The 20,963-nt window shown below is 68.7% G+C and carries 19 protein-coding genes and 1 pseudogene; 9 read left to right on the forward strand and 11 right to left on the reverse strand.

Going from position 1 to position 20,963, the window contains the following annotated elements; translation table 11 throughout:
- Window positions 1-567: 567 nt before the first annotated feature.
- Window positions 568-1,137, reverse strand: a complete 570-nt coding sequence (locus IE206_RS00005) for a hypothetical protein (RefSeq protein WP_189959274.1) — start codon at window positions 1,135-1,137, stop codon at window positions 568-570.
- A gap of 843 nt (window positions 1,138-1,980) precedes the next feature.
- Between IE206_RS00005 and IE206_RS00010 the strand changes: the two genes are divergently transcribed.
- Complete coding sequence (locus tag IE206_RS00010; RefSeq protein ID WP_189959276.1) at window positions 1,981-2,133, forward strand: hypothetical protein; 153 nt, start codon at window positions 1,981-1,983, stop codon at window positions 2,131-2,133.
- A 519-nt stretch (window positions 2,134-2,652) separates the two neighbouring features.
- Here IE206_RS00010 and IE206_RS00015 read toward each other — a convergent pair.
- Entirely contained in the window at window positions 2,653-3,612 is a 960-nt protein-coding gene (locus tag IE206_RS00015) for a helix-turn-helix transcriptional regulator (protein WP_189960695.1), read from the reverse strand.
- Window positions 3,613-3,706: 94 nt separating this feature from the next.
- On the opposite strand from IE206_RS00015, the gene IE206_RS00020 reads away from it, so the two are divergent.
- From IE206_RS00020 to IE206_RS00030, 3 genes are all read left to right on the forward strand, one after another.
- Complete coding sequence (locus IE206_RS00020; RefSeq protein WP_189959278.1) at window positions 3,707-4,426, forward strand: NADPH-dependent F420 reductase; 720 nt, start codon at window positions 3,707-3,709, stop codon at window positions 4,424-4,426.
- Window positions 4,427-4,565: 139 nt separating this feature from the next.
- A complete protein-coding gene (locus IE206_RS00025; protein ID WP_226599084.1) occupies window positions 4,566-4,961 on the forward strand; it encodes a VOC family protein in 396 nt (131 codons plus the stop codon).
- 3 nt (window positions 4,962-4,964) lie between these two features.
- A complete protein-coding gene (locus IE206_RS00030; RefSeq protein ID WP_189959279.1) occupies window positions 4,965-6,152 on the forward strand; it encodes a winged helix DNA-binding domain-containing protein in 1,188 nt (395 codons plus the stop codon).
- 483 nt (window positions 6,153-6,635) lie between these two features.
- Here the strand turns inward: IE206_RS00030 and IE206_RS00035 are convergent, their stop codons facing one another.
- The 3 genes from IE206_RS00035 to IE206_RS00045 form a co-directional block, all read right to left on the reverse strand.
- The gene (locus IE206_RS00035) at window positions 6,636-6,845 is read right to left on the reverse strand and encodes a hypothetical protein (RefSeq protein WP_189959281.1); all 210 of its coding nucleotides are present in this window, start codon (window positions 6,843-6,845) and stop codon (window positions 6,636-6,638) included.
- A gap of 161 nt (window positions 6,846-7,006) precedes the next feature.
- The gene (locus tag IE206_RS00040) at window positions 7,007-7,387 is read right to left on the reverse strand and encodes a hypothetical protein (RefSeq protein WP_189959283.1); all 381 of its coding nucleotides are present in this window, start codon (window positions 7,385-7,387) and stop codon (window positions 7,007-7,009) included.
- A 616-nt stretch (window positions 7,388-8,003) separates the two neighbouring features.
- Entirely contained in the window at window positions 8,004-9,650 is a 1,647-nt protein-coding gene (locus IE206_RS00045; RefSeq protein WP_189959285.1) for an Ig-like domain-containing protein, read from the reverse strand.
- Between the two features lie 797 nt (window positions 9,651-10,447).
- Here IE206_RS00045 and IE206_RS42245 point away from each other — a divergent pair.
- Window positions 10,448-10,885 (forward strand): hypothetical protein, encoded by a 438-nt coding sequence (locus IE206_RS42245; protein WP_226599083.1) that lies wholly within the window; start codon window positions 10,448-10,450, stop codon window positions 10,883-10,885.
- A 1,454-nt stretch (window positions 10,886-12,339) separates the two neighbouring features.
- Here the strand turns inward: IE206_RS42245 and IE206_RS00055 are convergent.
- The 4 genes from IE206_RS00055 to IE206_RS00070 all read right to left on the reverse strand — a co-directional run bounded on the left by IE206_RS00055 (window position 12,340) and on the right by IE206_RS00070 (window position 16,082).
- The gene (locus tag IE206_RS00055; protein WP_226599082.1) at window positions 12,340-13,332 is read right to left on the reverse strand and encodes a phenylalanine 4-monooxygenase; all 993 of its coding nucleotides are present in this window, start codon (window positions 13,330-13,332) and stop codon (window positions 12,340-12,342) included.
- 89 nt (window positions 13,333-13,421) lie between these two features.
- Window positions 13,422-15,185, reverse strand: coding sequence for a gamma-glutamyltransferase family protein (locus IE206_RS00060; RefSeq protein WP_189959287.1), 1,764 nt, complete (start codon window positions 15,183-15,185; stop codon window positions 13,422-13,424).
- A 316-nt stretch (window positions 15,186-15,501) separates the two neighbouring features.
- Window positions 15,502-15,723: a hypothetical protein gene (locus IE206_RS00065; RefSeq protein WP_189959295.1), complete on the reverse strand. Its 222-nt coding sequence runs from the start codon at window positions 15,721-15,723 to the stop codon at window positions 15,502-15,504.
- Between the two features lie 29 nt (window positions 15,724-15,752).
- Complete coding sequence (locus IE206_RS00070; protein WP_189959297.1) at window positions 15,753-16,082, reverse strand: hypothetical protein; 330 nt, start codon at window positions 16,080-16,082, stop codon at window positions 15,753-15,755.
- 16 nt (window positions 16,083-16,098) lie between these two features.
- Between IE206_RS00070 and IE206_RS00075 the strand changes: the two genes are divergently transcribed.
- The 4 genes from IE206_RS00075 (at window position 16,099) to IE206_RS00090 (ending at window position 18,926) form a co-directional block, all read left to right on the forward strand.
- The gene (locus IE206_RS00075; protein ID WP_189959298.1) at window positions 16,099-16,272 is read left to right on the forward strand and encodes a hypothetical protein; all 174 of its coding nucleotides are present in this window, start codon (window positions 16,099-16,101) and stop codon (window positions 16,270-16,272) included.
- 25 nt (window positions 16,273-16,297) lie between these two features.
- Window positions 16,298-17,272, forward strand: coding sequence for a hypothetical protein (locus IE206_RS00080; RefSeq protein ID WP_189959300.1), 975 nt, complete (start codon window positions 16,298-16,300; stop codon window positions 17,270-17,272).
- Between the two features lie 208 nt (window positions 17,273-17,480).
- Window positions 17,481-18,014 (forward strand): ATP-binding protein, encoded by a 534-nt coding sequence (locus tag IE206_RS00085; RefSeq protein WP_189960698.1) that lies wholly within the window; start codon window positions 17,481-17,483, stop codon window positions 18,012-18,014.
- 459 nt (window positions 18,015-18,473) lie between these two features.
- Window positions 18,474-18,926, forward strand: a complete 453-nt coding sequence (locus tag IE206_RS00090; protein ID WP_189959302.1) for a hypothetical protein — start codon at window positions 18,474-18,476, stop codon at window positions 18,924-18,926.
- A gap of 84 nt (window positions 18,927-19,010) precedes the next feature.
- Here IE206_RS00090 and IE206_RS00095 read toward each other — a convergent pair.
- Window positions 19,011-19,378, reverse strand: a pseudogene (locus tag IE206_RS00095) (endo-1,4-beta-xylanase); the annotation flags it as partial.
- A gap of 54 nt (window positions 19,379-19,432) precedes the next feature.
- Window positions 19,433-20,569: an SGNH/GDSL hydrolase family protein gene (locus tag IE206_RS00100; protein WP_189959304.1), complete on the reverse strand. Its 1,137-nt coding sequence runs from the start codon at window positions 20,567-20,569 to the stop codon at window positions 19,433-19,435.
- Window positions 20,570-20,963 lie beyond the last annotated feature (394 nt).

Consider the following 20,963-nt stretch of genomic DNA (forward strand, 5'->3'; position numbering starts at 1 on the left):
GTCTGTCATCCGCTCATGCGGAGAGGCTTTGCAGGTCGCACCAGTGGTGGTGGGTCTTGCCTGCGTCGATACCGGCCCAGATCGCAGCCATGTGGTGCCTCCGTGCGGTGGTGTTGCTGGTGCCTCCCGACGGACGACCTCGCTGTCGATTCCCTACGGAGCGATCATTCGCAATTCCTCATTGGCAGCCGAGTCGTCGTGGGGCGTCGGGCGGCCAATCGATGAAAGCCACAAGCGGCAGAAGATTGAAAGCCACACCCGACGCCCCTGGGTGGGAGAACCATACGAAAGGCTCGCCCGGTCCCGCAGAACAACGTAGGGAACGTTGAGCGAATCTCACCGATTCCTGATGGATTGCAGTTCGTCTCATCGAAGGTTAAGTACGCAGGTCAGGGCGTTGTGGCAGTGGGCGAGGGGCCGGGTGATCACTGATGCGATGGTTGTCGGCAGGATTCGGGCTTTCTTGGCATCAGGGGAGTCGTCTGCTACTCCGTCCGACCGGTCATGGGACGGGGCGAGCCCCGGCGGTCGATGTCCGCCGGGGCTCGTGAGCTGTGGGGCTCGGGTTTATGCCTTGTGAATTTTCCAGTCGGCGACGTTGCTGCCGCGGTTGTAGTAGGCGTTGGTGCAGACGTCGAGCTTGTCGCCGTCGGTGGCGTTCTGGTTGGTCTCCAGGAAGCCGCCGTTGTCGTCGTAGGTGTTCCACAGGTGGACCACGTCGCCGGCCCGGACGTTCTGGTCGCCGGGGGTGGAGGTCTGGGCGAAGATCCGCCAGCGACCGCTGCCCGGGGTGCGGTCCTTGGACTCCGCGGTGGACACGTCGTACTTCCCGCCGGAGGCCTTCTGTACGTCAGTGGCGTGGTTGGCGGTGTCGAGGTAGCCGCCGTCCCCGGCGTAGAGGTTGCGCAGGTGGACCAGGTCGCCGCTAAGGACGGGCTGTCCTGCCGCCTTGCCCGAGGCGGAGATGAGCTCCCACGTACCCGTGCCCTTGCCGCGGTCCGGGCTGTCGGCGGTGCGCACGTTGTGCTTGAGGCCGGCTGTGGGGCTGTTGTTGATGGTGTCGAGGTATCCGCCCTGCCAGCCGTTGTACCCGTTCTGCAAGTGGATCTGGTCGCCGTACTTGAGCTCGTTCGCCATTCGACTTCCCCTCCGCGGACGACACAGCATGAAGCCCCTTCGCCGGGCAGGGCTGCTGGCCCAACACCCGGCGGGACACGCGCAATCCTGCCAAGACCATTCGCATCCGGGATGTGATTCACAAGCTTGGCCAAATCTCGCTTGGTTCATTTCTAGCCATGAACCGGACAGGACTTGGGGCCTGGGAGTGAGTGAGGAGTCAGGGGCAAAAGCGGAGTTGTCCAACCCCAAGCAGAGCTGGCTGAGTTATGAACAGCCCCTCACGGAGGCGTATCCCTGCTCAAGTTTCGATGAGACTGCTCAGCCTTCAGCGAGACGGGACAGCCCAGCTGAGACTGAGCGCGACAGTTGGCGCGCAGGGTAGCGGGTGGAATGCTCTGAGCAGGTCCTTTTTCCACGTTCTCCGTTCTCGTGACGTTGCACGCGGTGCGCTGGGGCATGACGGGTCCTGGTCTGGAGTGCGTGTGGTCTCACCGCTGTGCGTTCGACGAGCTGATCGCGCCGGGGGTCGACGGGCCGCGGGCACGGCTTCGAGAGCCTGGTCGAGCGCCGCAGGCTGACCGTCCTGGACTTCTGCGGTCAGGTTCAGGACGTTCCCGGGACGGAGGCTCGTCTGTCTAATGAGGGAAGCGGCCTGCGGAAAGGCCCAGCCGTACGTCTGGCGGCACAGCGGGGGATGGGAGGGCTGGTCACGCCACACGAGAGGTCGGTGACCGTGTCCCGGTCGGCCGGCGCCCACCTCGCTCGTGTCACCCGGATGCCGAGTGGCGAGCGCCGAGTCGCCCGGATCGTGAGTTCCTGGAGTCGGAGGCGGGGGAAGCGAACGTCGAGGAGGACATCACCATGAGCATGAACAGCGAGTACCAGGAGCAGCAGAAGTTCAAAAAGCAGCTGTTCTCAGACCAGGATGGCAAGGACGACGCGGAGGAGCAGCAGAACGCCCAGCAGGTGCAGGACACTGGCGACGAGAACGACGAGTACGGGCAGGAACGTTGAAGCACCATCCGAGGGCCCGGCGGCCCAGGCAGCGTCGTTAGGTCCAGAGCCTCCAGACCGGAACACGGCTCGCACGAGCACGCGGGGGACTGCTGGTGTGAGTCGTCGGGGGCCCGTCCGCCCCCCTCCGCCACCTCTCTCGCTCACCATCGGGTCCGGACGCGTGTGCGTGCTCGCCAAGGCTGCCGAATCCGTGAGGAGCCGACTCGAAAGGTGCCAACGGAGATCCGCGATGTTCGCGCCCGGCGAGCCACCGGGGCTGGGGCGGTGCCGGGCAGTGGAGCAGAGTGCTCGTCGCGGGGGCGCGTGGCCCCGGGGCGCAGCATTCCGTCACGCGGCATAGGGCCGGCCGCCGACCCCGAGGCGGGTGCAGCATGTCATGCCCGGGCAGAGCGGGAAGGAAGATCTGCGCGGGATGGCCGACAACCAGCGCGCGGACAGGGCCTGTTGGACCAGTTCTGGTGAGTGAGTTCGGGGGCGTATCTGGCCGGGCCGACGACCTGGCCGGCGGGTGGGTGTTCAGTGCGTGGCGTGCAGGGTGCGGTGGGCGGTGGCGCGGAGGTGGTCGAGGACGTCGGGGTCGGCATCGAGGCTGTAGTCGGCGGGGAGGCCGGCCAGGGTCTGGGCGATGCGGGTGAGGGAGTCGTCCGAGGCATCGACGAGACAGGTGGTCTGGTCGAGGGGACGGATGCGGGTGGCCAGGTTGCGGGTGTGGGCGCGGACGTGGTCGGCGGGGGCGTGGACCGTGGCGACGGCGCGGTGGCGGGTGGGGGCGGCGGAGAGGCGGGCGGCGACGAAGGCGGCGGGGTCGCCGCCGGGCAGGTGTCTGGCGGGGACGCGGCGGCCGGTGAGCGTGACGCCGGTGATGCGGTCCAGGCGGAAGATGCGCCAGTCGTCCCGGCCAATGTCGTGCGCGAGGAGGTACCACAGGTCGCCGGAGGCGACGAGGTGCTGCGGCTCGACACGGCGCGGGGTACTGGTGCGGGCGCGGGTGGTGTAGTCGAAGGTGATGATCTCGTGGTCGCGGCAGGCTACGGCGAGGGTGCCCAGGAGCGTCGTGGCCGCGCGCGGTCCGCGGCTCTCCCAGGCGATTCCGGTGACCGACTGCTGGAGGGCGGCGACCTGGGTCCGCAGACGGTGGGGCAGGACCTGTTCTAGTTTGGCCAGGGCCCGCAGGGCGCTCTCCTCGATGCCGGTCAGCCCGCCTGCCGCGGTGCGCAGGGCGACAGCGAGGGCGACAGCCTCGTCGTCGTCGAGGAGCAGGGGCGGCAGGTCGGTGCCGGCGGCGAGCCGGTAGCCGCCGGCGTGGCCGCGGGCGCTGTCGACGGGGTAGCCCAGGTCGCGCAGGCGGTCGATGTCGCGGCGGACGGTGCGGACGGTCACGTCCAGGCGGTCGGCGAGGTCGGCGCCGGACCATTCGCGGCGGGTCTGCAGCAGGGACAGCAGCCGCAGCATGCGGGCGGTCATGTCGCTCGTCATGAATTCCATGATGCCCGTGTCAAAGGACACGTCTTGTCCTCAAAGCCTCTTAGCGTGGGCTGGGTCCGCATGGAACAAACCAGGAGGTTTCCCCATGAAGATCGCTGTTCTCGGTACTGGTGCCGGTGCCCGCGCCCACATCGCCAGGCTCGCCGGACTCGGTCACCAGGTGCACGTCGGCACCCGCGACCCCGAGGCCACGCTGGCCCGCACGGAGCCCGACATGATGGGCACCCCGCCGTTCAAGGAGTTCCTCGCTCAGCACCCCGGCATCACCTTGCACACCTTCGGTGACGCCGCAGCCGCCTCCGACGGCCTGGTGATCAGCGGCATCGACGGCCACAACGCGGTGGCCGCCCTGACCGCCATCGCCGACCAGCTGGCGGGCAAGACCCTGGTCGACTACGCCGTCCCCTACATCTACCAGCACCAGAGCGAGCACCCCTGGCCCACGCCCTGGGGCGTCATGCCGAAGCTGGACCCGTGCGACACCGACAGCCTCGCCGAGCAGATCCAGCGGGCCCTGCCCGACGTGAAGGTCGTCAAGAGCTTCGTCACCCAGGAACAGACCACCGTCGTAGACCCGCAGTCCGTCGGCGGTGGCGACCACACCATGTTCGTCGCCGGCGACCACACCGACGCCAAGCAGGAGGCCACCGACCTGCTGAAGTCCTACGGCTGGAGCGACATCCTCGACCTCGGCCCGCTGGTGTGTGCCCGCGGCATGGAGATGTACGCCCACATGCACTCCGCCATCGGCTTCGGCCTCGGCCAGCAGTTCGGTGGCCACTTCGGCATCAAAGTCGTCCGCTGACCCAACCCACCCCCACCTGTCGGCATCGCCTCGCCGGACCCTGTGCTCAGTGACCCGGCCGCCGTCGGCCGGGTCGAGCGCCAGCCCCTGCCGTTCCGCCCCTGGCTCCCCAAAAGCCAGGCAACGAGATGGAGAACCTGTGACCCGCACCAGCCCGGCACCCCTGGACGGCACGATCATGTGCCACGCGATGTGGGCCCGCGACGGCCGCGCCCTCGCCGAGTTCTACGCCACCGCCCTCGGCACCAAGGTCAGCGAGACCTACCCCGGCGAACAGGGCGAACCCGCCGCCTGCGCCTTCACCATCGGCCCCTCGATGTACCTCTTCTACACCTCTAAAGCGTTCGCCGCCCCCAACTGGCCAGAAGACGACCTGCCCTTCCACATGGACCTGACCTTCAGCGACGTCCGGGCCGCGGAAGAGCAGCTGCTCCAGATCGGGGCCACCAAGCCCGCCCACCAGCCTGGCGGCGACCACTGGACCGTCCTGCTCGACCCCTCCGGACAGCCCTTCTGCATCCACCAGGCCCGCTGACCCATGACCGCACTGCCCCGTATCACCGCCGACCAGCGCCGCGCCCGCCTCGTCCGCCGACACCTCCTCGCGCCTTCGGTGCGCATGCAGACCGCGCACGAGGTGGCCCAGGCCCTCATCGGCCTGCACGCCACCGATCCCGCCACCGTCTACCTCGCCGTGGCAGCCCGCATGCACACCCCCAGCATCGAAGCCATCGACCACGCCCTCCACGACCGGCCGGTCGGCGCGCCCGCGCTGGAGCGGATCCGGTGCATGCGCCGCACCATGTTCGTCGTCCCCACCCACCTCGCCCCCGACATACGCTCCGCGACCGCCCAGGACACCGGCCGCCTCCGTACCGAAGCGGGCGACAAGCTGTCGAAGGCCCTCGGCTGGGACCAACGCCACTACACCGCCGTGGAACAGGACACACTCGCCGCCCTCGCCGCACGCGGCGAGGCAACCGCAGCCCAGCTGGCCGCCGACGTGCCCGCCCTGCGCGAGCAGCTGACCGTCTTCCCCGGCAAGCCGTACGAGTCCCGCCAGCGCGTCAGCGCCACGATCCTCGGAGTCCTCGCCGCCGAAGGCCGCATCCGGCGCTCCCGGCCGGTCGGATCATGGACCTCGGCCCAGTTCCGCTGGACCCCAGCCACCCCGCTGCCCACCCTCCCCGCTGCCGACGCACGGGCCGAACTGGCCCGGCACTACCTCACCGCCTTCGGGCCGGCCACAGCCGACGACCTCACATGGTGGACCGGCTGGAACCTCACCCACACACGGAAGGCCATCGCCGCCACCGGCGCCCAAGCCGTCGAACTCGACGAAGGAACCGGCTACCTCCTGCCCCAGGACCTCGAACCCGCCCCGTCCCCCGAGCCGGGCGCCGCGCTGCTGCCCAGCCTCGACCCCACCTCCATGGGATGGCGCCACCGCGCCTGGTACACCGACCCCGCCCACGCCCCGGCCCTCTTCGACCGCAACGGCAACATCGGCCCCACCCTCTGGTGGAACGGCCGCATCATCGGCGCCTGGGCCCAGCACACCGACGGACACATCAACCACCACCTCCTCACCGACCCCGGCACCACCGGCCGCACCGTCATCCATGGGGAAATCGAACGCCTCACCAACTTCCTCGCCACCACCCGCGTCACCCTCGCCTACCGCACCCCCCTCGAACGCCGGCTCGCACAGCTAGAGCCATCCTGAGAAGCCGTTGTCGCGTCCGCGCTGGCAGTCGCCAACGACAACCACGCCGATTACATCCACACCGCGATCGTTGATGTCTTCAGCATCTTCGCGGACGATCTGAACGAGGCGCTACGGATCTGCGACGAGATGTCGGGCGACACTGACGATCGTGTTGCCCAGGGGGCCCGTCGGCTGCACGAGAGCCTGGCAGGGATCGATCCCGTTCTCCGCCCCGCATAGCGGCGGTTCGATCGCTGTTGTGAGGTGCAGACCCTCGACTACGGGAGCGCGGAACGTTGCCGGATCAGTGACACGGAGCATTCCCGTCGATCATGTGCGGAGCCGGATCGTGAGAGCTGCCGCGGTGGCGGTGCCGAGGTAGGCGTAATGGCGCTTGTCGTAGCGGGTAGCAACCGCCCGGTGCTGCTCTCAGATCACCCCGCCCCATGTCCACAGCAACGACCCGGATATGAAGCGGTCACATGATCGGCCGGACAAGTCCTAGGCGACGTCTCCCTGGACCATGCCGGTCTGCTGCGACCGGGACTTGATGACCGCGTACCGGCGGTCGGCGGTCTCTTCGGCCAGGCGGATCGCCGTGTCGCCGGAGCCGTAGATGCCGACCTGGCCGGGGAATTTGTCCTCGGCCACCTCCTGGTTATTCCAATAGCCCTCGGTACCGGCGCCGTCGGGTCGGAACTGGGTGGTCACGCGAAATCTGCCGGGGTTCATGGACCAGGAGCCTGCCGCGGGGCGGGGAAGTGTCCGGTGCTGGCGTGTGGTGAAGCCGCGGTGGTGCCCGGGGCAGTGTGCGCGAGGGCGGATGCGAAGAGCTCCCGGAGTACTGACCGTCGGGCCGGCGGTGCGGCTGGCTAGCGGTGGATGATGGCGCAGGGGTTGTCGCCGGGTGCCTTGTTGAAGGCGATGCACAGTTTCGTTCCGTCGGGGAAGGTGCGTCCGCCTTTCCAGTACCAGTGGACGATTGAGGTTTTGGTGAGGCCCCAGGTGTGGTGGGTGGCGTTCTGCCAGCCGGTGATGTTGTGCGGGGTTGATCGTGCGGCGAGGGTGTAGAGCTGGGCGCGGGTGCCGGCGGGTTGGCCGTCCATGTAGCCGTCGACGGTGTCGACGCGCAGGCCGTGGCCTTGGACGTGGATGCCGACTCTGCCTTCCTCGACGGTGGCATTGGCGTGCGCGGGGGCGGTGCACAGGGCCAGTGTGGCGGTGGCCAGCGCGACAGGCAGGATCCTTTTCATGCTGTGGTCAACCCGCTGGTGAGGGAAAGGTCACCGATCACTGTGGCGCCGGGTGATGGTCCGTGGCGCGGATTCCGACATGCCGTCATGTGGGGAAGGCCCGCAGAGGGCCGCGACACGGCACGGGCCCGGCTCTTCGACCGATCAAAGAGTCGGGCCCGGCTCGTACGCGTAGCCGAAGGCCGCCACGGGGGCTTTGCGGCTCCTACGCGCGTGCGGCTAGCTGGCCGTTTACGCGTGGCACCGAGGCTCACCACCTGCCTGTCTTTGTCCCGGTCGTCTGCTGAACGACCGGGTGAGCGTGACGCAGGATGGGGATATCGGGGCACACTGCCACTTCCTCCGGGTCACAACTCCCGGGATTCGGCCGCCTGTCAGCACCTCGTGCTGCGGCTGTGAACCGCTGTCCTTCTATCCCGGACAACCGCCAGCGTGGCCCGGCCTTGTCCTTGGGCAAGCCAAGCACGCAGGCCTGGCCCGAACGCGACGCCACTCGACCGACTGCCGACACCACCACTCTGGAGGGCGGCATCGGGGCTAGGGCTTGTCGGTGGGTCGCGTGACTACCACGCGTCTGTCTCGTGGGCCTGTGTCTGACTCACCGGACACGCCCTGGCTAGTTGCCCTCGTGCGCGCTGAGACCACCCAAGGTCTCGTAGGCCGTGTTCTCGCCGGGGAAGAGCACCTGGACGTTCAGCGGCAGGGGCGAACCTGGGTCGATGGTCTGTTTCGGGTCCTGGTTCTGAAGCTCCACCGTGCCGTTGCTCCCGTCACTGACGACGGTGAAGGCGAACCTCGCCGCCCAGTCGGGGTCCACGGTGGTGTTGGCCGGCACGTCGAAGCTGATGGTCCACAGCGTCACCCGGGTCCGCTTCGCCTGCACGGTCAGGGTGAAGGAGTAGATGTATGGGTCCTTGTCCCAGACCTTCTTCCAGTGGCCTTCGTGATGCTGCGTGACTTTCAGGTTCGGGTCCTTGGCAGTGAAGTGCACGATCGCCGGCCGGGATTCGCGGTCGCCCTTGTGCGCAACAGCCTGGACGATGTGCTCGCCTTCGGACCAGGCGTCCGCGGAAGCGTACGTCCATGTCCCGGTGCCGAGCGCCGCGTTGCCCAGGGCTGTGTCTCCCTCGGAGAGGCTGACCTTGTCCACTCCGTCGGCCATCGTGCCGCTGATCACCTGGTCGACGTCGACCGTCGTGGTGTCCTTCGGGTCTTTGATCACCGGCGGCGCGACCGGCACGACGGTGAAGGTCACGGTGGCGGGCTTCGAGTCCCGCCTGCCGATATAGGCCACGGCCTGAACGGTGTGCTCGCCTTCGGGCCAGGGCTGGCCCGGCCGGTACTCCCAGCCGGTCCCTGTCAGGATCGCTGGACCCAGGAGCCGGGGCGCGTCGTCGATCACCTCGAACACCTTGACCGCGTCGATCCCTTCGTCAGCGGTCACCGTGCCCTTGATCACCTGATTGGGTTCGGACTGCGCATGGTCGTGCGGCTCCGTGACGACCGGCGGGTCGAGCGGGGTGATCTTCGCGATGATGCCGGCCGCGTTCATCACTTCAAGGTCGTCCACCGGCAGGGGCGTGTTGCTGAGCCGGTGCGATGCGTCGATCCGATCCGGGGTGATCGGCTGGGACGCGGACGACGCCGTGAGATCCAGGGCGTTCGCGTTCCCCTTGGAGTCGATGGCGTAGAACATGCCGTCCTCGCTGAAGAAGACGGCTGAGTACGACTTCCGTCCACCGCTCGCACTCCGCTCGGCGGGCGGGAAAACTCCCGTCTTGAGGAGCTGCTTCACGGGCGACTTCGACTCGTCGAAGTAGAGCAGGTCGCCGTTGTCGCCCTCCACGCCGTAGAGGCGACCGTCGACGGGGTGATAGGCCCAGTCGTCCCAGCGCCCTCCTCCGGCCACGTTGCCCGCGGTCGCCGTGGCGCTGCTCAGGTCGATCTCGTACACCGGTGTACCCGGCCCCGCGCAGGCGAAGAGCGTCTTCCCACCAGGAGTGACATCCCCGCAGAACCAGCCCTGGTCCTCGAACTCCTGGATGAACTGGGTGTCCGGGACCCCGCCCTTCTCCAGGTCGATGATGACGAGGTTGTTCTTGCTCAGCGCGTATAACCGATCGTCCAGCCTCCCCATGGAGGCGTAACCGTCGGGGAACGTCGCTACCTTGTCGTACACCTGGACATCCCACTGCACCGGATCGAACCGAAAGATCCGTGTGTCTGTCCTGCCCACCGCGAGATACACGTACTGCTCGGCCATGCCACTCCTCCATGTACGACGGCACGCCGCTCGCCATGCGGCGCGGGGAACCACGCTGCCCCGGCCGAACGCCACCGGCAAGATCGGAAAGTCGCCACGGTCGTCGACCGACAGGCCAGAGTGCTGCCGGAGGCCAAGTTTCACTGGTTGTCGGCGGGATTGGCCTTGGCCGCCGGGGCGTGTCTGGTGGGCCAGACACAGACCTCACGAGACAGCTGTGTGGTGGTCACGGGACCCATCGGGAAGGCCCTAAGGCCTGGGCCAGACACAGGCCAGGTCACCCCAGCGAGTGACGCAAGAACGCCGTGATCCATGGGCCACAGAGATCCGCAGCTGGGTTCCATCCATGACCTACCGGGCTCACTGTTTGACCGGAATCGCGTCGAGAAACCGGCAGGACGCCGGGCACAATCGCTGGGCTCAGCACGCTTCCTCGAAGGTGGTCGATGACGTTGATCTACGGACTGCACCGTGCCAAGGGCAACGCCCCGCTTGTCGGCTGTACCCGGCCCGGCGAGCGGGGCCCGTATGGGGTGGGCTGGAGCGAGCCGGACCGGGAGGACGAGACACCCCAGCACGAGACACCCGTGGCCGACCCCGAGCGCGGATGCCGAGGTACAGGCCGTGACCGGCAGGGTCCGAGCGGGCCTTGAGTAGTAACTCCGGTCCGCGCGGTGCGTTGGAGGGGCGTGCCCCAGCCCGTGTGTAGTCCCAGCAAGACGAAAACTGCGGCCCCGGGCGGCAAGGCCCAGCCGCTGCCCTTCCTGTTGACGCCTCAGCAGGGCGAAGCGGCCCGCATGCTGCTGGACTACGTGGGTTCACTGCAGCTGCCGGGCCCCGACGCACAGCTCCTGGCCGTCGTGATGGCCATCAGGGCTGCACGCCGCGGCGTCGGCAACGTGACCGGGCAGGATCTTGCCGCTCTGCGTCTGAGCGACCCACGCGAGGCTGTTCATGTTCTGCGGGAGCTGGGCCGGCAGATGGGGGACGCCATCTTCGACAGTGATCCTGCCGCGCCGCCGGTCTCCGTCACCGTCCCCGATCTGGTCGGCGAGGCGCCCCGCCCACTGCCCTTCGGGAAGACCCGGCGATCGCGTGTGTCCGGATGGACCATACGGACCTTGTCCGCCAAGCCGGTCAAGAAACTGCCGTCGGCCGCGCGACTGGCCGGGCTGTTCGTCGCAGCCCACGCCACCTCGAATGCTTCTCGGCGAGCTTCCGCCCGGCATCCCTGAAGCCTGCCGAGCCGCTCTGCCGGACCTCCTGCGCAACGGCTTCCTCGCCGGACTCTCCGGCGACCAGTTCCGTCTGGATCCCCAAGTACGCCACCTGTCGGGCCTGCTCCCGAAAACCCGACTCACGTCTGCAGTGGCCCAGGGATTCGAGTTCGACGCTGACGCATGGGAGCAGTGGAAGAACGCAGCCACACCCGCGCTGCGCCGGCACGTGGAAAGCGTCGAGTACTGCGCCCTGTCCGAACTGCCCGTGGAGCGGGCCGCGGAGGCCTTCATGAGCCCCTGTGGGGCCGCGTTCTTCTCCAAAGCCGCCAAGAACGCCTATGGACGGTGGAAGGACGCGAACCCGGACCGCGGCCCGCAGGCCGCCGAGTTCACTGTGACCTTCCGGGCAGCACACGGGCATGGCCCCTCGTTCAAGCAACTGAGCGATGGGCTGGGGTGGCACCACAGCTACCAGCTGCGCGGGTTCGTCGTGCACCGCCTGCTCTCGAACGGATGGCTGACCAGAACAGGCCCCGTGCCCTGGACCCTCCGTCCCGGACCGACCGCACAACAACAGGGCATCACCCTTCCCCGAGCCCGGGGTTCCGCGACCGTCACTGCTTTCCGGCAGGCCCTGACCGCGGGCAGGGCCTGCCGGAGGCGTCGAGGGCGGCGCTGTTCGCGTACCAGCGAGCCGCCGGGCTCGCTACGCCCGACGGGCTGGCCAGCTGGCGGCCGCCCTCGGGAGATAGCAGGGCGCAGCACGGTCTTCTCACGGTACGGCGTGCCGGTGGCAAGCCCGGGCAGGCCGTCTGCGGGACGTGTCGACTTCCTCGGAGGCCGGGGTGCAGCGGGCGGAACGCCTTCGAGGAGATCACCCGCGCGGGTAGCGTGACGGCGGGAAGTTGGGGGCCGTACGAAAGGGGCAGCTGAGCATGGACAACTTCTTCGCCAGGGTCGAAGGCCGCGCTCACGCCTGGCCGCCCGGCCGCAGAGACCTGCACTGGCTGATCGTCCCCGGCGAGGCTTTCGCCCGCCCTCGCTTGTACGAGCCGTACTGTAGGTTCGCATCTCGCGTGTCCCTTTCTCATTGACCATGGCCTTTGTCCGGCCCAAAGGACAGGGCGGTGAGACGAACGCTGTCCTGTCGCATTGAAGCTGTCGGATTCTTACTCGTTCTCGTTCGCGCTGTCGGATTCTCATTGCGTCGCACGCTGAGCGACAGAGTTTGCCCCGTACGTGGGGTTTGATCTCACCTTCCTGGTCCGGTTCTCGCGGTACCTGTCACGGTCGTTTTCGGCAGGTACGCGAAGCCGGGGGTGGCGATGGAGCTGGGTCTGGTCGATGTCGAGTGGGCTGACGGTGAGGGTGGCGGGCTGCGGAGTCCGTGCTGGAGGCGGTGTCCCGGGTCCGGTTCGAGTCGGTGCTCCCGGTGCGGCGCTTCACGTCGTACCAAGGGCAGCGGCACTTCACCGGCTCGTACTGGGCGGCGACGACGCATTACGCGGCTCCGACGGACCGGTCGGGCAACTGATCGGCGGGTGGGGCGAGGAAACCGGCCTGAGCCCGAGGCGGGGGCCCGTGTCGTCGTCGAATGCCTCGCAGAACGCGGTGAGAGCGTCGGTGAGATGGTTCAGGGACCGGGTGGCAAACAGGAATGGCTGATATCCCGCGGCGCGGTAGGGGGTTTTGGCCATGGCGCAAACGTTCCACGCCCGGATCTCACACTGAGGCAGTTTCCTGATCTCGCCGTATGAGGAAAGCAGCGCCGCACCGTACGCCTTGACGTGCCCGGTCTGGGTGAGCACCCCGAACTCAAGGGTGTACCAGTACACGCGGCTGAGTAGTTCGAGGGCTTCCTTGGTGTGAAGTCGTTGGGCCGTCCGACCGATGAGGCGGTACAGGTCGGCGAAGCGCGGGGACACCAGATGCACGCCATGGCCGAACACGTCGTGGATCACGTCGGGTTCCGGCGTGTACAGCGGTACGGCGGGATGGCGGACGAACTGCACGGCGTGGAAGAAGCCGCGTCCGAGTGATTCGAAGAACCTACGGTTGTTCACGAATCCGCCAGCGAGGGTGAAATCGAATTCCGTCCGGGCTTTGAGGACCGCCCCGACCTCGGTGTGCTGCGGGATCCGGTCGGCCGGAATACACGCCTCCTCGCGGGCATCCAGGATCTCTTGGCACGCATGGGCGCGCAGGGCAGGTTCCAGCGCGGTGTGGACAGTACGCCATGTCGCGTGCTCTGCGTCCGTGTAGGCGACCGGGGGCGAAGGGTGGCCCACGAGGTGGCCCCGGGCCAGTCCGGAGAGTGCGCCCCGCCGCTCCAGGTACCCAGGGTCGCGTACGCCAGGATGAAGGTGGGAAGGACCGAGTCGGCCGTCTGCTGTGATCGGTATCCGATCCCCTGTATCGCTCATGATCGATACCGTGCCCATGTCCGGATGGCGGATCACCACGGCCGCATGCGCTGAGGCGAATCCCGGCCAGTCATAACCAGTGGCTGAGCCGTATGCGAGGCGCGCGTGCCGCGAGCGGGTCCGCCGTCCTACCGGCCGACCGCGTAGCCCTGCATTCCGCGAGAGTCGGCGGCGGCGGAGAGGACGCCGCTCTGCGGGTCGCGGGCGACCGCGCAGAGCCGTCCTTGCGACCAGGGGCCGGCCACTTTGACGTCATGGCCCCGCTCTCGGAGTGCGGAGATGTGAGCCTCGCCAATCCGTGCCTCGACGGTGAGCCTGCCGGCGTGCATGGCACGGGGGTGGAAAGAGCTGGGGAAGCTGCTGTTGTGCCAGTTGGGGGCGTCGATGGCGGCCTGGAGGCTGAGACCCCCGAGAGCGACTGCGAGGAAGAAGTGCAAGGACCACTGGTCCTGCTGGTCTCCGCCCGGGGTTCCGAACGCCATCACCGCGGTACCGTCGCGCAGGGCGAGCGAGGGCGAGAGAGTGGTGCGTGGACGGCGTCCGGGGGTCAGTGAGTTGGGCAGGCCCGGCTGCAGCCAGGCCATCTGCAAGCGGGTACCGAGGGGGAAGCCGAGGGCGGGGATCACCGGATTGGACTGGAACCAACCGCCGCTGGGCGTCGCTGCGACCATGTTGCCCCAGCGGTCGACGACGTCGAGGTGGCAGGTGTCCCCCCGGGTCAGCCCGTCGGAGCTGACGGTCGGTTCACCCGCACCAAGACTGTGCCTGGATGCGTCGCCGGTCTTCGACTCGCGCGAGGGTTGATCCGGCAGGCGCGGTGTGCGGCCTTCCGGGCTGCCGGGACGCAACTCATGCGACGCCTTGCCGTCGATCAGGGCGCGCCGCCTGTCGTTGTAGGACCGGGACAGCAGGTCGGCGAGCGGGACGTCGCCCGCGTCGCCGTACCAAGCCTCCCGGTCGGCCATGGCTAGCTTGGTTCCTTCTACCAGGCTGTGCAGGTAGTCCGGTGTGTCATAGGCGAACCCGTCGGGCAGGAGCGCGAGTTGTTGGAGGAAGACTGGTCCCTGGCTCCAGGGTCCGGCCTTGCACAGGGTCCAGCCGTTCCAGTCGTAGCTGACCGGGGACTCGTAGTGTGCCTCGTAGCCAGCCAGGTCGTCACCGGTGAGAGCCGAGGCGTGGCGTCGGCCCGTGGTGTCCATGGCGGGTTTGGCGGCGAATCCGGCGATGGCCTCGCCGATGAAGCCCTCGCGCCAGATCCTGCGGGCGGCCTCGATCACGGCCTCTCGGGACGTGCCGGCGCTCTCGCGCAGCAAGGTGCGCCAAGTCTGTGCCAGAGCCGGGTTCCTGAACAGGGCCCCCGGACGTGGTGCCGGCAGGTACAGCTCGGCGGATGTAGTCCATTCCGTTTCGAAGAGCTCCCGCACGGCCTCTATTGTCCTGCCGAGACCTGCCGAGGCAGGATGCCCGTGCTCTGCATAGCCGATGGCGTACTTCAGCACCTCGGCCAGGGGCTTCGTGCCGTGGTCTCGCAGCAGTACCATCCACGCGTCGAAGGCGCCTGGCACGGCGGCGGCCAACGGACCGGTGCCGGGAACCAAATCGAGCCCGAGGCTGCGGTAGTGCCCCATCGTCGCCCCGCCGGGAGCAGGCCCCTGTCCGCACAGCACCCGGACCTGCCCGCTCACGGGAGCCAGAATGATCGGGACCTCTCCGGCCGGGCCGTTGAGGTGGGGCTGGACGACGTGCAGCACGAACCCGGCGGCCACCGCCGCGTCGTACGCGTTGCCGCCGTCCTCCAGCACCGCCATCGCAGACTGCGAGGCCAGCCAGTGAGTTGTGGACACCATGCCGAAGGTGCCCCTCAGGGTCGGACGTGTCGTCCATGTACGCATCGCGATCACCTTTCGCTTGGGTGGAGACAGGGGACAAGATCGCGAGACAGAGGTGCCGTGTCCCCCCAATGAGACAGTCAGATATGCCCAGGTCACCGCAGCGGAACGGGGCATTCCGATTGCAGACCTACAGCAGCGGCCAAGATCCTCGCGTCAACCAAGACGGCTACAGACAAGGCGGTCGCGAGGGCTGGCGCCTCTCTCCCCCGGTCAGCCTGAGCGTTCCCAGGGAAGACGGCGGCGGCCCCCCACCTTCCTGGTGAGGGCCGCCGCCGTGTGCGGTCGTCCTGCGCCGCCGGGGCGCCCGGCCGACGCATCACTCCTGGAACTCGCGGCTCTTCACGCCGTAGAACGACGGTTTCGCGGGCCGGGCCTGGGATTCCGCCATGCTGTCGGCGAGCGGGGCGAACGTCTCGCTGCGCCGGACGACGTCGAGGAACTTGCCCGGCGCCGCCTTGTCCTCCCACAGCGCCGACGCGGTGCTGATAATCAGCGACTTCAGGTGCTCCGACTCGGGCACGGTCTCGTTCGCTGCCACGTGGTGTCCCCTCCTGATGTTCGGGACGATCAGCCAACCAACTGGTGGCCCGCGCCCACAAGACGGCCTTCGGTCAGGGGGCGGTCCAGGATGCTGTGGGTCCCGATCCGGTGCCACACGATGTGAGGGCCGGCGAACTTCTCCTTGCCGTAGGACCACGTCGCGCGCCCGTCCGGCGCCCAGGTGAGTTCGTAGGTGCCGGGGGCGCGGCGCACGCCCTTGATCCGTAAGCCGGGGCGGCCGGTGCGCAGGTCGGGGACGAAGGCGTCCAGGACGACGCGGCGGAAGCGCCGGTGCTGGGCGGGGGTGAGGTGATGGAGGTCGGTGGTGAAGCGGGGGAGGGTCTCGAAGGAGGGCACGAGTACAAGTACCGGTATGGCATGGGAGCGGATCCGGTGGCCGGTCGTGGTGGACCGGGCCCGGGAGATCGTGGAGAGCTACGAGGGCGGCGTCACGCTGCGCCAAGTGATGTATCGCCTGGTTTCCGGAGTGCGGGTCCGACCCGGCGTGGCCAGTGCCCGGGAGCGCCCCGGGCCGTTCTCCAACTAATGTTCCCCCCCAAGGGGTTTGCGACATGAGGACTGCCCCGGCGGACGAGGGGGCGGTGGGACGCGTGGGCGCGCAGAGGACACGTCGGGTACGGCGGATCGGGGAATGGCTGGCCGGGGCGCCCGCGTCCGAGCCGAGAACGCTGGCCGACGCGCTCGGGTTCGCCGAGAACGCGCCCGATCTGCAGCGGCTGTGGCGGTGGCAGCCGCAGCAGCTCGACCGGATCGAGCAGCTCTACGCGGCGGCTCAGCGGGCCTTCGAGCGGCGCACCCGTGAGGATGTGTGCCGGGCGCTCGAGCAGGCGGTGCGAGGCGGGGTGCGGATGGCGTCGGTCGAGCACGCCGAGACGCGGGCCGCGGCCGCCGAGCGGCTGGGGGACGAGGCCGACGCCGCGGCCCGGCGTCTGGACGCGGACGCGGCGCTGGCCAGCGGTCGCGGGCTCAACACCGGGCTCGCCTTCGGCATGGTGCTCAGCCCGGTCGTGCTGGTCCTCGCGTTCGCCGTGGGCGAGGCGGTGCCCGCGCTGTTCGACAGCAGGCTCGCCTGCCCGGAACAGCTGAGCCTGATGCACGCCCTGGTGTGTTTCGCGGGCGGGGCGCTCGGCGCGGTGTTCAGCGTGATCGTCCGGTTGCGCAACGCCTACCAGCTGATGCACCGGGCGCCGGGCCGCGGCGGGGTGCGGAACATACCCGCCGACCCCCGCCAACTCGCCCAGATCATGAGGCAGGAGGGCTGGTATCGGGTGGTGGTCGGCTGGTTCCTGGCCACCTCGCTGTTCCTGCTCATCAACGGCGGCGTCCTCACGATCTTCGCGCCGCCCGCGACCCCGGCCGGCCTGTGCGGTGCGGGCCCGCTGTCCATGGCCGACCACGAGGCCCTGATCAAGGCGTTCTTCTTCTGGGGCACGATCGGCTTCCTCGCGGGCCTCAACGAGCGCTGGGCCTACGGACTGCTGCGCCGTGGCGGCACGGACCGCCACCCGAGCGACCCCGCGAGCTGAACCCTGCCCCACCCTGAGCCCGCGGCTTCCCGCCGGGCCCGCCCGAGCCGGGCGCGTGCGCCAGTCACTCACCCGATCTCGCACCCATCGCCGAGCACACGGCGCACTGGCTGTGCCAGAGCTCTGCTCGTGCCTGGCTGATCCTCACCACACCCCAGCACCCCGGTAGCGAGCCAGAGATCCGTCCCGCCGTCGCCAAAGCGGTTTCATCGGACGGCAAGGCGAGCTGGGTGCGTTCAGGGAAAACCTGGACCGTGATCCGATCAGTGAGGCATTCCAGTACCTCTTCCACGTGCACGGCCAGGCCGGGGTGGGCAAGACGTCGCTGGTGCGCCAGTGGGAGACCACAGCACGGGAGCGGCAGGCCGTGACCGCCTACCTCGACGACGACGTGCACAGCGTCATCGAAGCCATGGAGACGATCAGCGTCCAACTCGGGCGTCAGCAGGCCGCACTGAAGCGTTTCGACAGGCTGCTGGCCTCCTACCGTCAGCGCCGCCACGAGGCCGAGATCGCCGTATCCGGCACCGCAGCACCCACAGGCGAAGGCCGTGCAACTCAGGCGGGGCCGTCCGCGTCCAGCACCGTCATGGCCCAGGCCGGTCTGGCCGGCCTGGGCATGGTCCCGGGCCTGGGGCCGGTCGCCGGAGCGATGGCCCCGCAGCTCGGGAGCGCCCCAGACCTGCTGTGGGCGGGAGCGCCGAGATGGCCGCCCTGTATGCCGCCGTCGCCTCGGCACTGATCACCCACGTGCTTCCCCACACGCCCCGGGCAGCCATAACGGCCACTGGCCGACTACCTGGCCTGGGGCTGGTACGCCAACGACATCGCAGTCCCCAGCGCGCCGGAGGCGACGCTGGCGGACGCCGTGCGGGCCGTGGGCCGCTTCGCCCGCATGACCCGCACCCCCCCTCGTCTGGCAGCACGACCTCGACCCCGCCGAGGAACCCTTCCAGGACGCACTGCCCCGCCTACGCGCCGCGCTCGGCGAAGCCCAGTTCCACCTCTTCGCACGCACCACCGAGAGCTGGCTGCTCAACCAGGTCTGGGAGACCGCGCTCCGCGAACGCGGCACACCCCCCCGGCGTCAACGAATACCTGGCCATGCGGTACTTCACCGCCGGACTGGACGTCATGGTGCCCCTGGTCTGCATCGCCGAGAGCGTCGAGCCCGACCTGACCACCTTCATCTCCCCCCCTGGTGACCGCGGCGTCCGAAGCGGGATTCCTGGTCGCCGCAATCGACAACGACCGCTACTCCTACTTCAAGGAACAGGCCCTCGGACAGCGCAAATACAACCTGGCCTCAGCCCTCCAGGCAGACGATCCCACCCTGAATTCCCACGACGCATGGGAGCAGGCCATCGTCATCCGCGACCGCATCCTCGCGCTCTACCTGCTCCTGCGTGACAAAGCCCTGGAGACCGCCGATCCCGAAATGCGCCGCTACTTCACGGGCATCGACCTGTCCGTCGCCGGGAACATGCCCTTCTCCAGGACAGCCCTGCGCTACCTCGACCCTGAGGCCGCCGGCGCAGTCCGAGCCACGACCGAGCGCCCAGCCCACGCAAGCTCAGGAGCCGTTCCCGCCTACCCCCTCGTGACCCGATGGGCAGACGTGCTTCGGGCTCAACACCGACCAACCGACCGGTAGCCATCACAGTCATTCGTGCAGGATGGCGACTGCACGGGCGCGAGCGAGCCGACCGCAGCGTCGCGCTTGGTCCAGGCAAATCTCGGTGGTGATGTGGTTGTTCATCATGCTGCGCAGGGTGCTCGCGTCGGTGATGGAGCTGACCCAGCCGGGCAGTTGGGAGTGCCAGACCAGGGTGTGGCCGCGCATTCGCTGACCGTGCGCGGTGGCGTGGCTGACGATCGAGTCGGCTGGGGCGAAGTTGAACCGCCCGCGGGAGGGTTCGGTGGTGTCCCGCTTCATCTCGTTCTTCGGGGTGATCATGTTGAACTCCCGGTCGAGAATCGTGGAGTACGTCGAGTCGCCGAGCTTTCCAGCAGCCATGGCCGTGCCGAAATAGCGGCCGCTGCCGGCTGCCGCCGCGCCCAGCGTGCCGGAAGCCGTATAGGCGGCGGGGCCGCCGTCCCGGCCAGGGCGGCCCGTACCGCGGCGGCAGACAGGCGGCTTGTGGAGTCGGTTCACGAGGCTCAGGAGACCGGTAGAGCGGTCCACTGCTGGTTGGCGCTGCCGTTGCAGTCCCACAGGACCAGTTGCGTACCGTCGGTGGCAGACGCACCGGGGTCGTCGAGGCAGCGGCCGGAGACCGGGTTTCGGTAACCGCCGTTGTACGCCTGCCATTGCTGGTTGGCGCCGCCGTTGCAGTCCCAGATCTCGATCTTGGTGCCGTTGGCGGTACCACCGGCCGTGGCGTCGAGGCACTTCCCGAGCGCCCGCACGGTGCCGTCCGAGCGCGCGGACCACCACTGCGCGTCGGCGCCGTTGCAGGACCAGATCTGCGTGGCTGTCCCGTTGGCGCTGTTGCCGCCGTTGACGTCCAGGCACTTCCCCGCGATCCCGGAGTGCACCGGCCCGCCCGCGGAGACCGGCGGCTTGATCCAGCCCGCCGCGTCCGCGGCCTGGACTCCGGCGTTGAAGGCGTCCGCCATCTTGCTGTAGCCGTTGTCGTTGGGGTGGAAGGGGTCGGACAGGTCCGCGGTGGTCAGAGCGCTCATGTCCACCAGGCGTACATGCTTGCCGGCAGCCTGCTCGGCCTGGACGATGCCGGGCAGCTTGGCGTTGAACGCGGGGCGGGTGGCCTCCTCGGTGCTGCTGGTGGAGACGATCAGGGTGCCGACGAGGACGGTTGCGTCAGGGGCGTCCGCCGTGATCTGGTCGATGAGCGCATGGAGCCGTTCGGCGGCGGACTCAGCCTGAGAGCCGCCGTTCAGATCATTGGTGCCGATCTCCAGGGTGATCACGTTGGGCCGGTACCGGGCCAGCACGGAGTCCGAGATGCCGGCTATCTGGTCGATATGCCAGCCGGAGTGGCCTTCGTTGTCCGGGTCGGACATCGTGCCGTTGCGGCCCGACCCCACGAAGTCCAGGGCATGCCCCTCGGCCGCCAACCGGTTCCACAGGAAGCCCCGGTAGCCGTTCCCAGACGGGCTGCCGACGCCCCAGGTGATCGAGTCGCCCAACGGCATCAGCCGCAAGGGGGCGGGGGCGGCGGCCCGCACGGCGGACGGCCGCGCACCGGTGTAGGTGGCAGCCACGGCGGGCAGCGCGGCGCCCATGGCGAGCGCGGCCGTCAGCGCTGCGGCCAGAGGTACCGAGTACTTCTTCATATGCGTTCCTCAGGAGTGGGGGAGATAGCGGAGGGTTTGAACAAGCTGCCGCTTACTGCGGCCAGCGGGGAGTGAAGTCCTGGCTGGTGCCGCCGGCGTCCCTGCAGGGCCACTGGTCGAGCGTTCACGGGTCGAGCGCGGCGTCCGTGCTGCCGGAGCCGCCGTGCACGTCCAGGCACGGGCTGTCGCTACCAGCCACCAACTGGTGGTAGCCGGCCGGGAAGCCGTCACCGGCCGCCGGATGGACGCCTGCCTGCTGGATGACCTGCCGCGCGCCCTGCGGCCAGTTGGTGCCGCTGACCTGGACGTTGCCGGTGAGGACGTTGCCGTGGGAGAACCGGTGATGTCACGGTGAGTGGCGGGAAGAAGGAGGCCCGGCCGGTGAAGGCCCGAG

It is taken from the genome of Streptomyces violascens (assembly GCF_014649955.1).
In the GTDB taxonomy this organism is placed as follows: domain Bacteria; phylum Actinomycetota; class Actinomycetes; order Streptomycetales; family Streptomycetaceae; genus Streptomyces; species Streptomyces violascens.

Bases quoted from the DNA above. Each gene is read 5' to 3' on its own strand.
- IE206_RS00040 (WP_189959283.1), bottom strand. From the start codon at position 7,387: ATGAAAAGGATCCTGCCTGTCGCGCTGGCCACCGCCACACTGGCCCTG.
- IE206_RS00005 (WP_189959274.1), bottom strand. From the start codon at position 1,137: ATGGCGAACGAGCTCAAGTACGGCGACCAGATCCACTTGCAGAACGGG.
- IE206_RS00015 (WP_189960695.1), bottom strand. From the start codon at position 3,612: ATGACGAGCGACATGACCGCCCGCATGCTGCGGCTGCTGTCCCTGCTG.
- IE206_RS00030 (WP_189959279.1), top strand. From the start codon at position 4,965: ATGACCGCACTGCCCCGTATCACCGCCGACCAGCGCCGCGCCCGCCTC.
- IE206_RS00075 (WP_189959298.1), top strand. From the start codon at position 16,099: ATGGCATGGGAGCGGATCCGGTGGCCGGTCGTGGTGGACCGGGCCCGG.
- IE206_RS00060 (WP_189959287.1), bottom strand. From the start codon at position 15,185: ATGCGTACATGGACGACACGTCCGACCCTGAGGGGCACCTTCGGCATG.
- IE206_RS00020 (WP_189959278.1), top strand. From the start codon at position 3,707: ATGAAGATCGCTGTTCTCGGTACTGGTGCCGGTGCCCGCGCCCACATC.
- IE206_RS00080 (WP_189959300.1), top strand. From the start codon at position 16,298: ATGAGGACTGCCCCGGCGGACGAGGGGGCGGTGGGACGCGTGGGCGCG.
- IE206_RS00100 (WP_189959304.1), bottom strand. From the start codon at position 20,569: ATGAAGAAGTACTCGGTACCTCTGGCCGCAGCGCTGACGGCCGCGCTC.
- IE206_RS00045 (WP_189959285.1), bottom strand. From the start codon at position 9,650: ATGGCCGAGCAGTACGTGTATCTCGCGGTGGGCAGGACAGACACACGG.
- IE206_RS00010 (WP_189959276.1), top strand. From the start codon at position 1,981: ATGAGCATGAACAGCGAGTACCAGGAGCAGCAGAAGTTCAAAAAGCAG.
- IE206_RS42245 (WP_226599083.1), top strand. From the start codon at position 10,448: ATGCTGCTGGACTACGTGGGTTCACTGCAGCTGCCGGGCCCCGACGCA.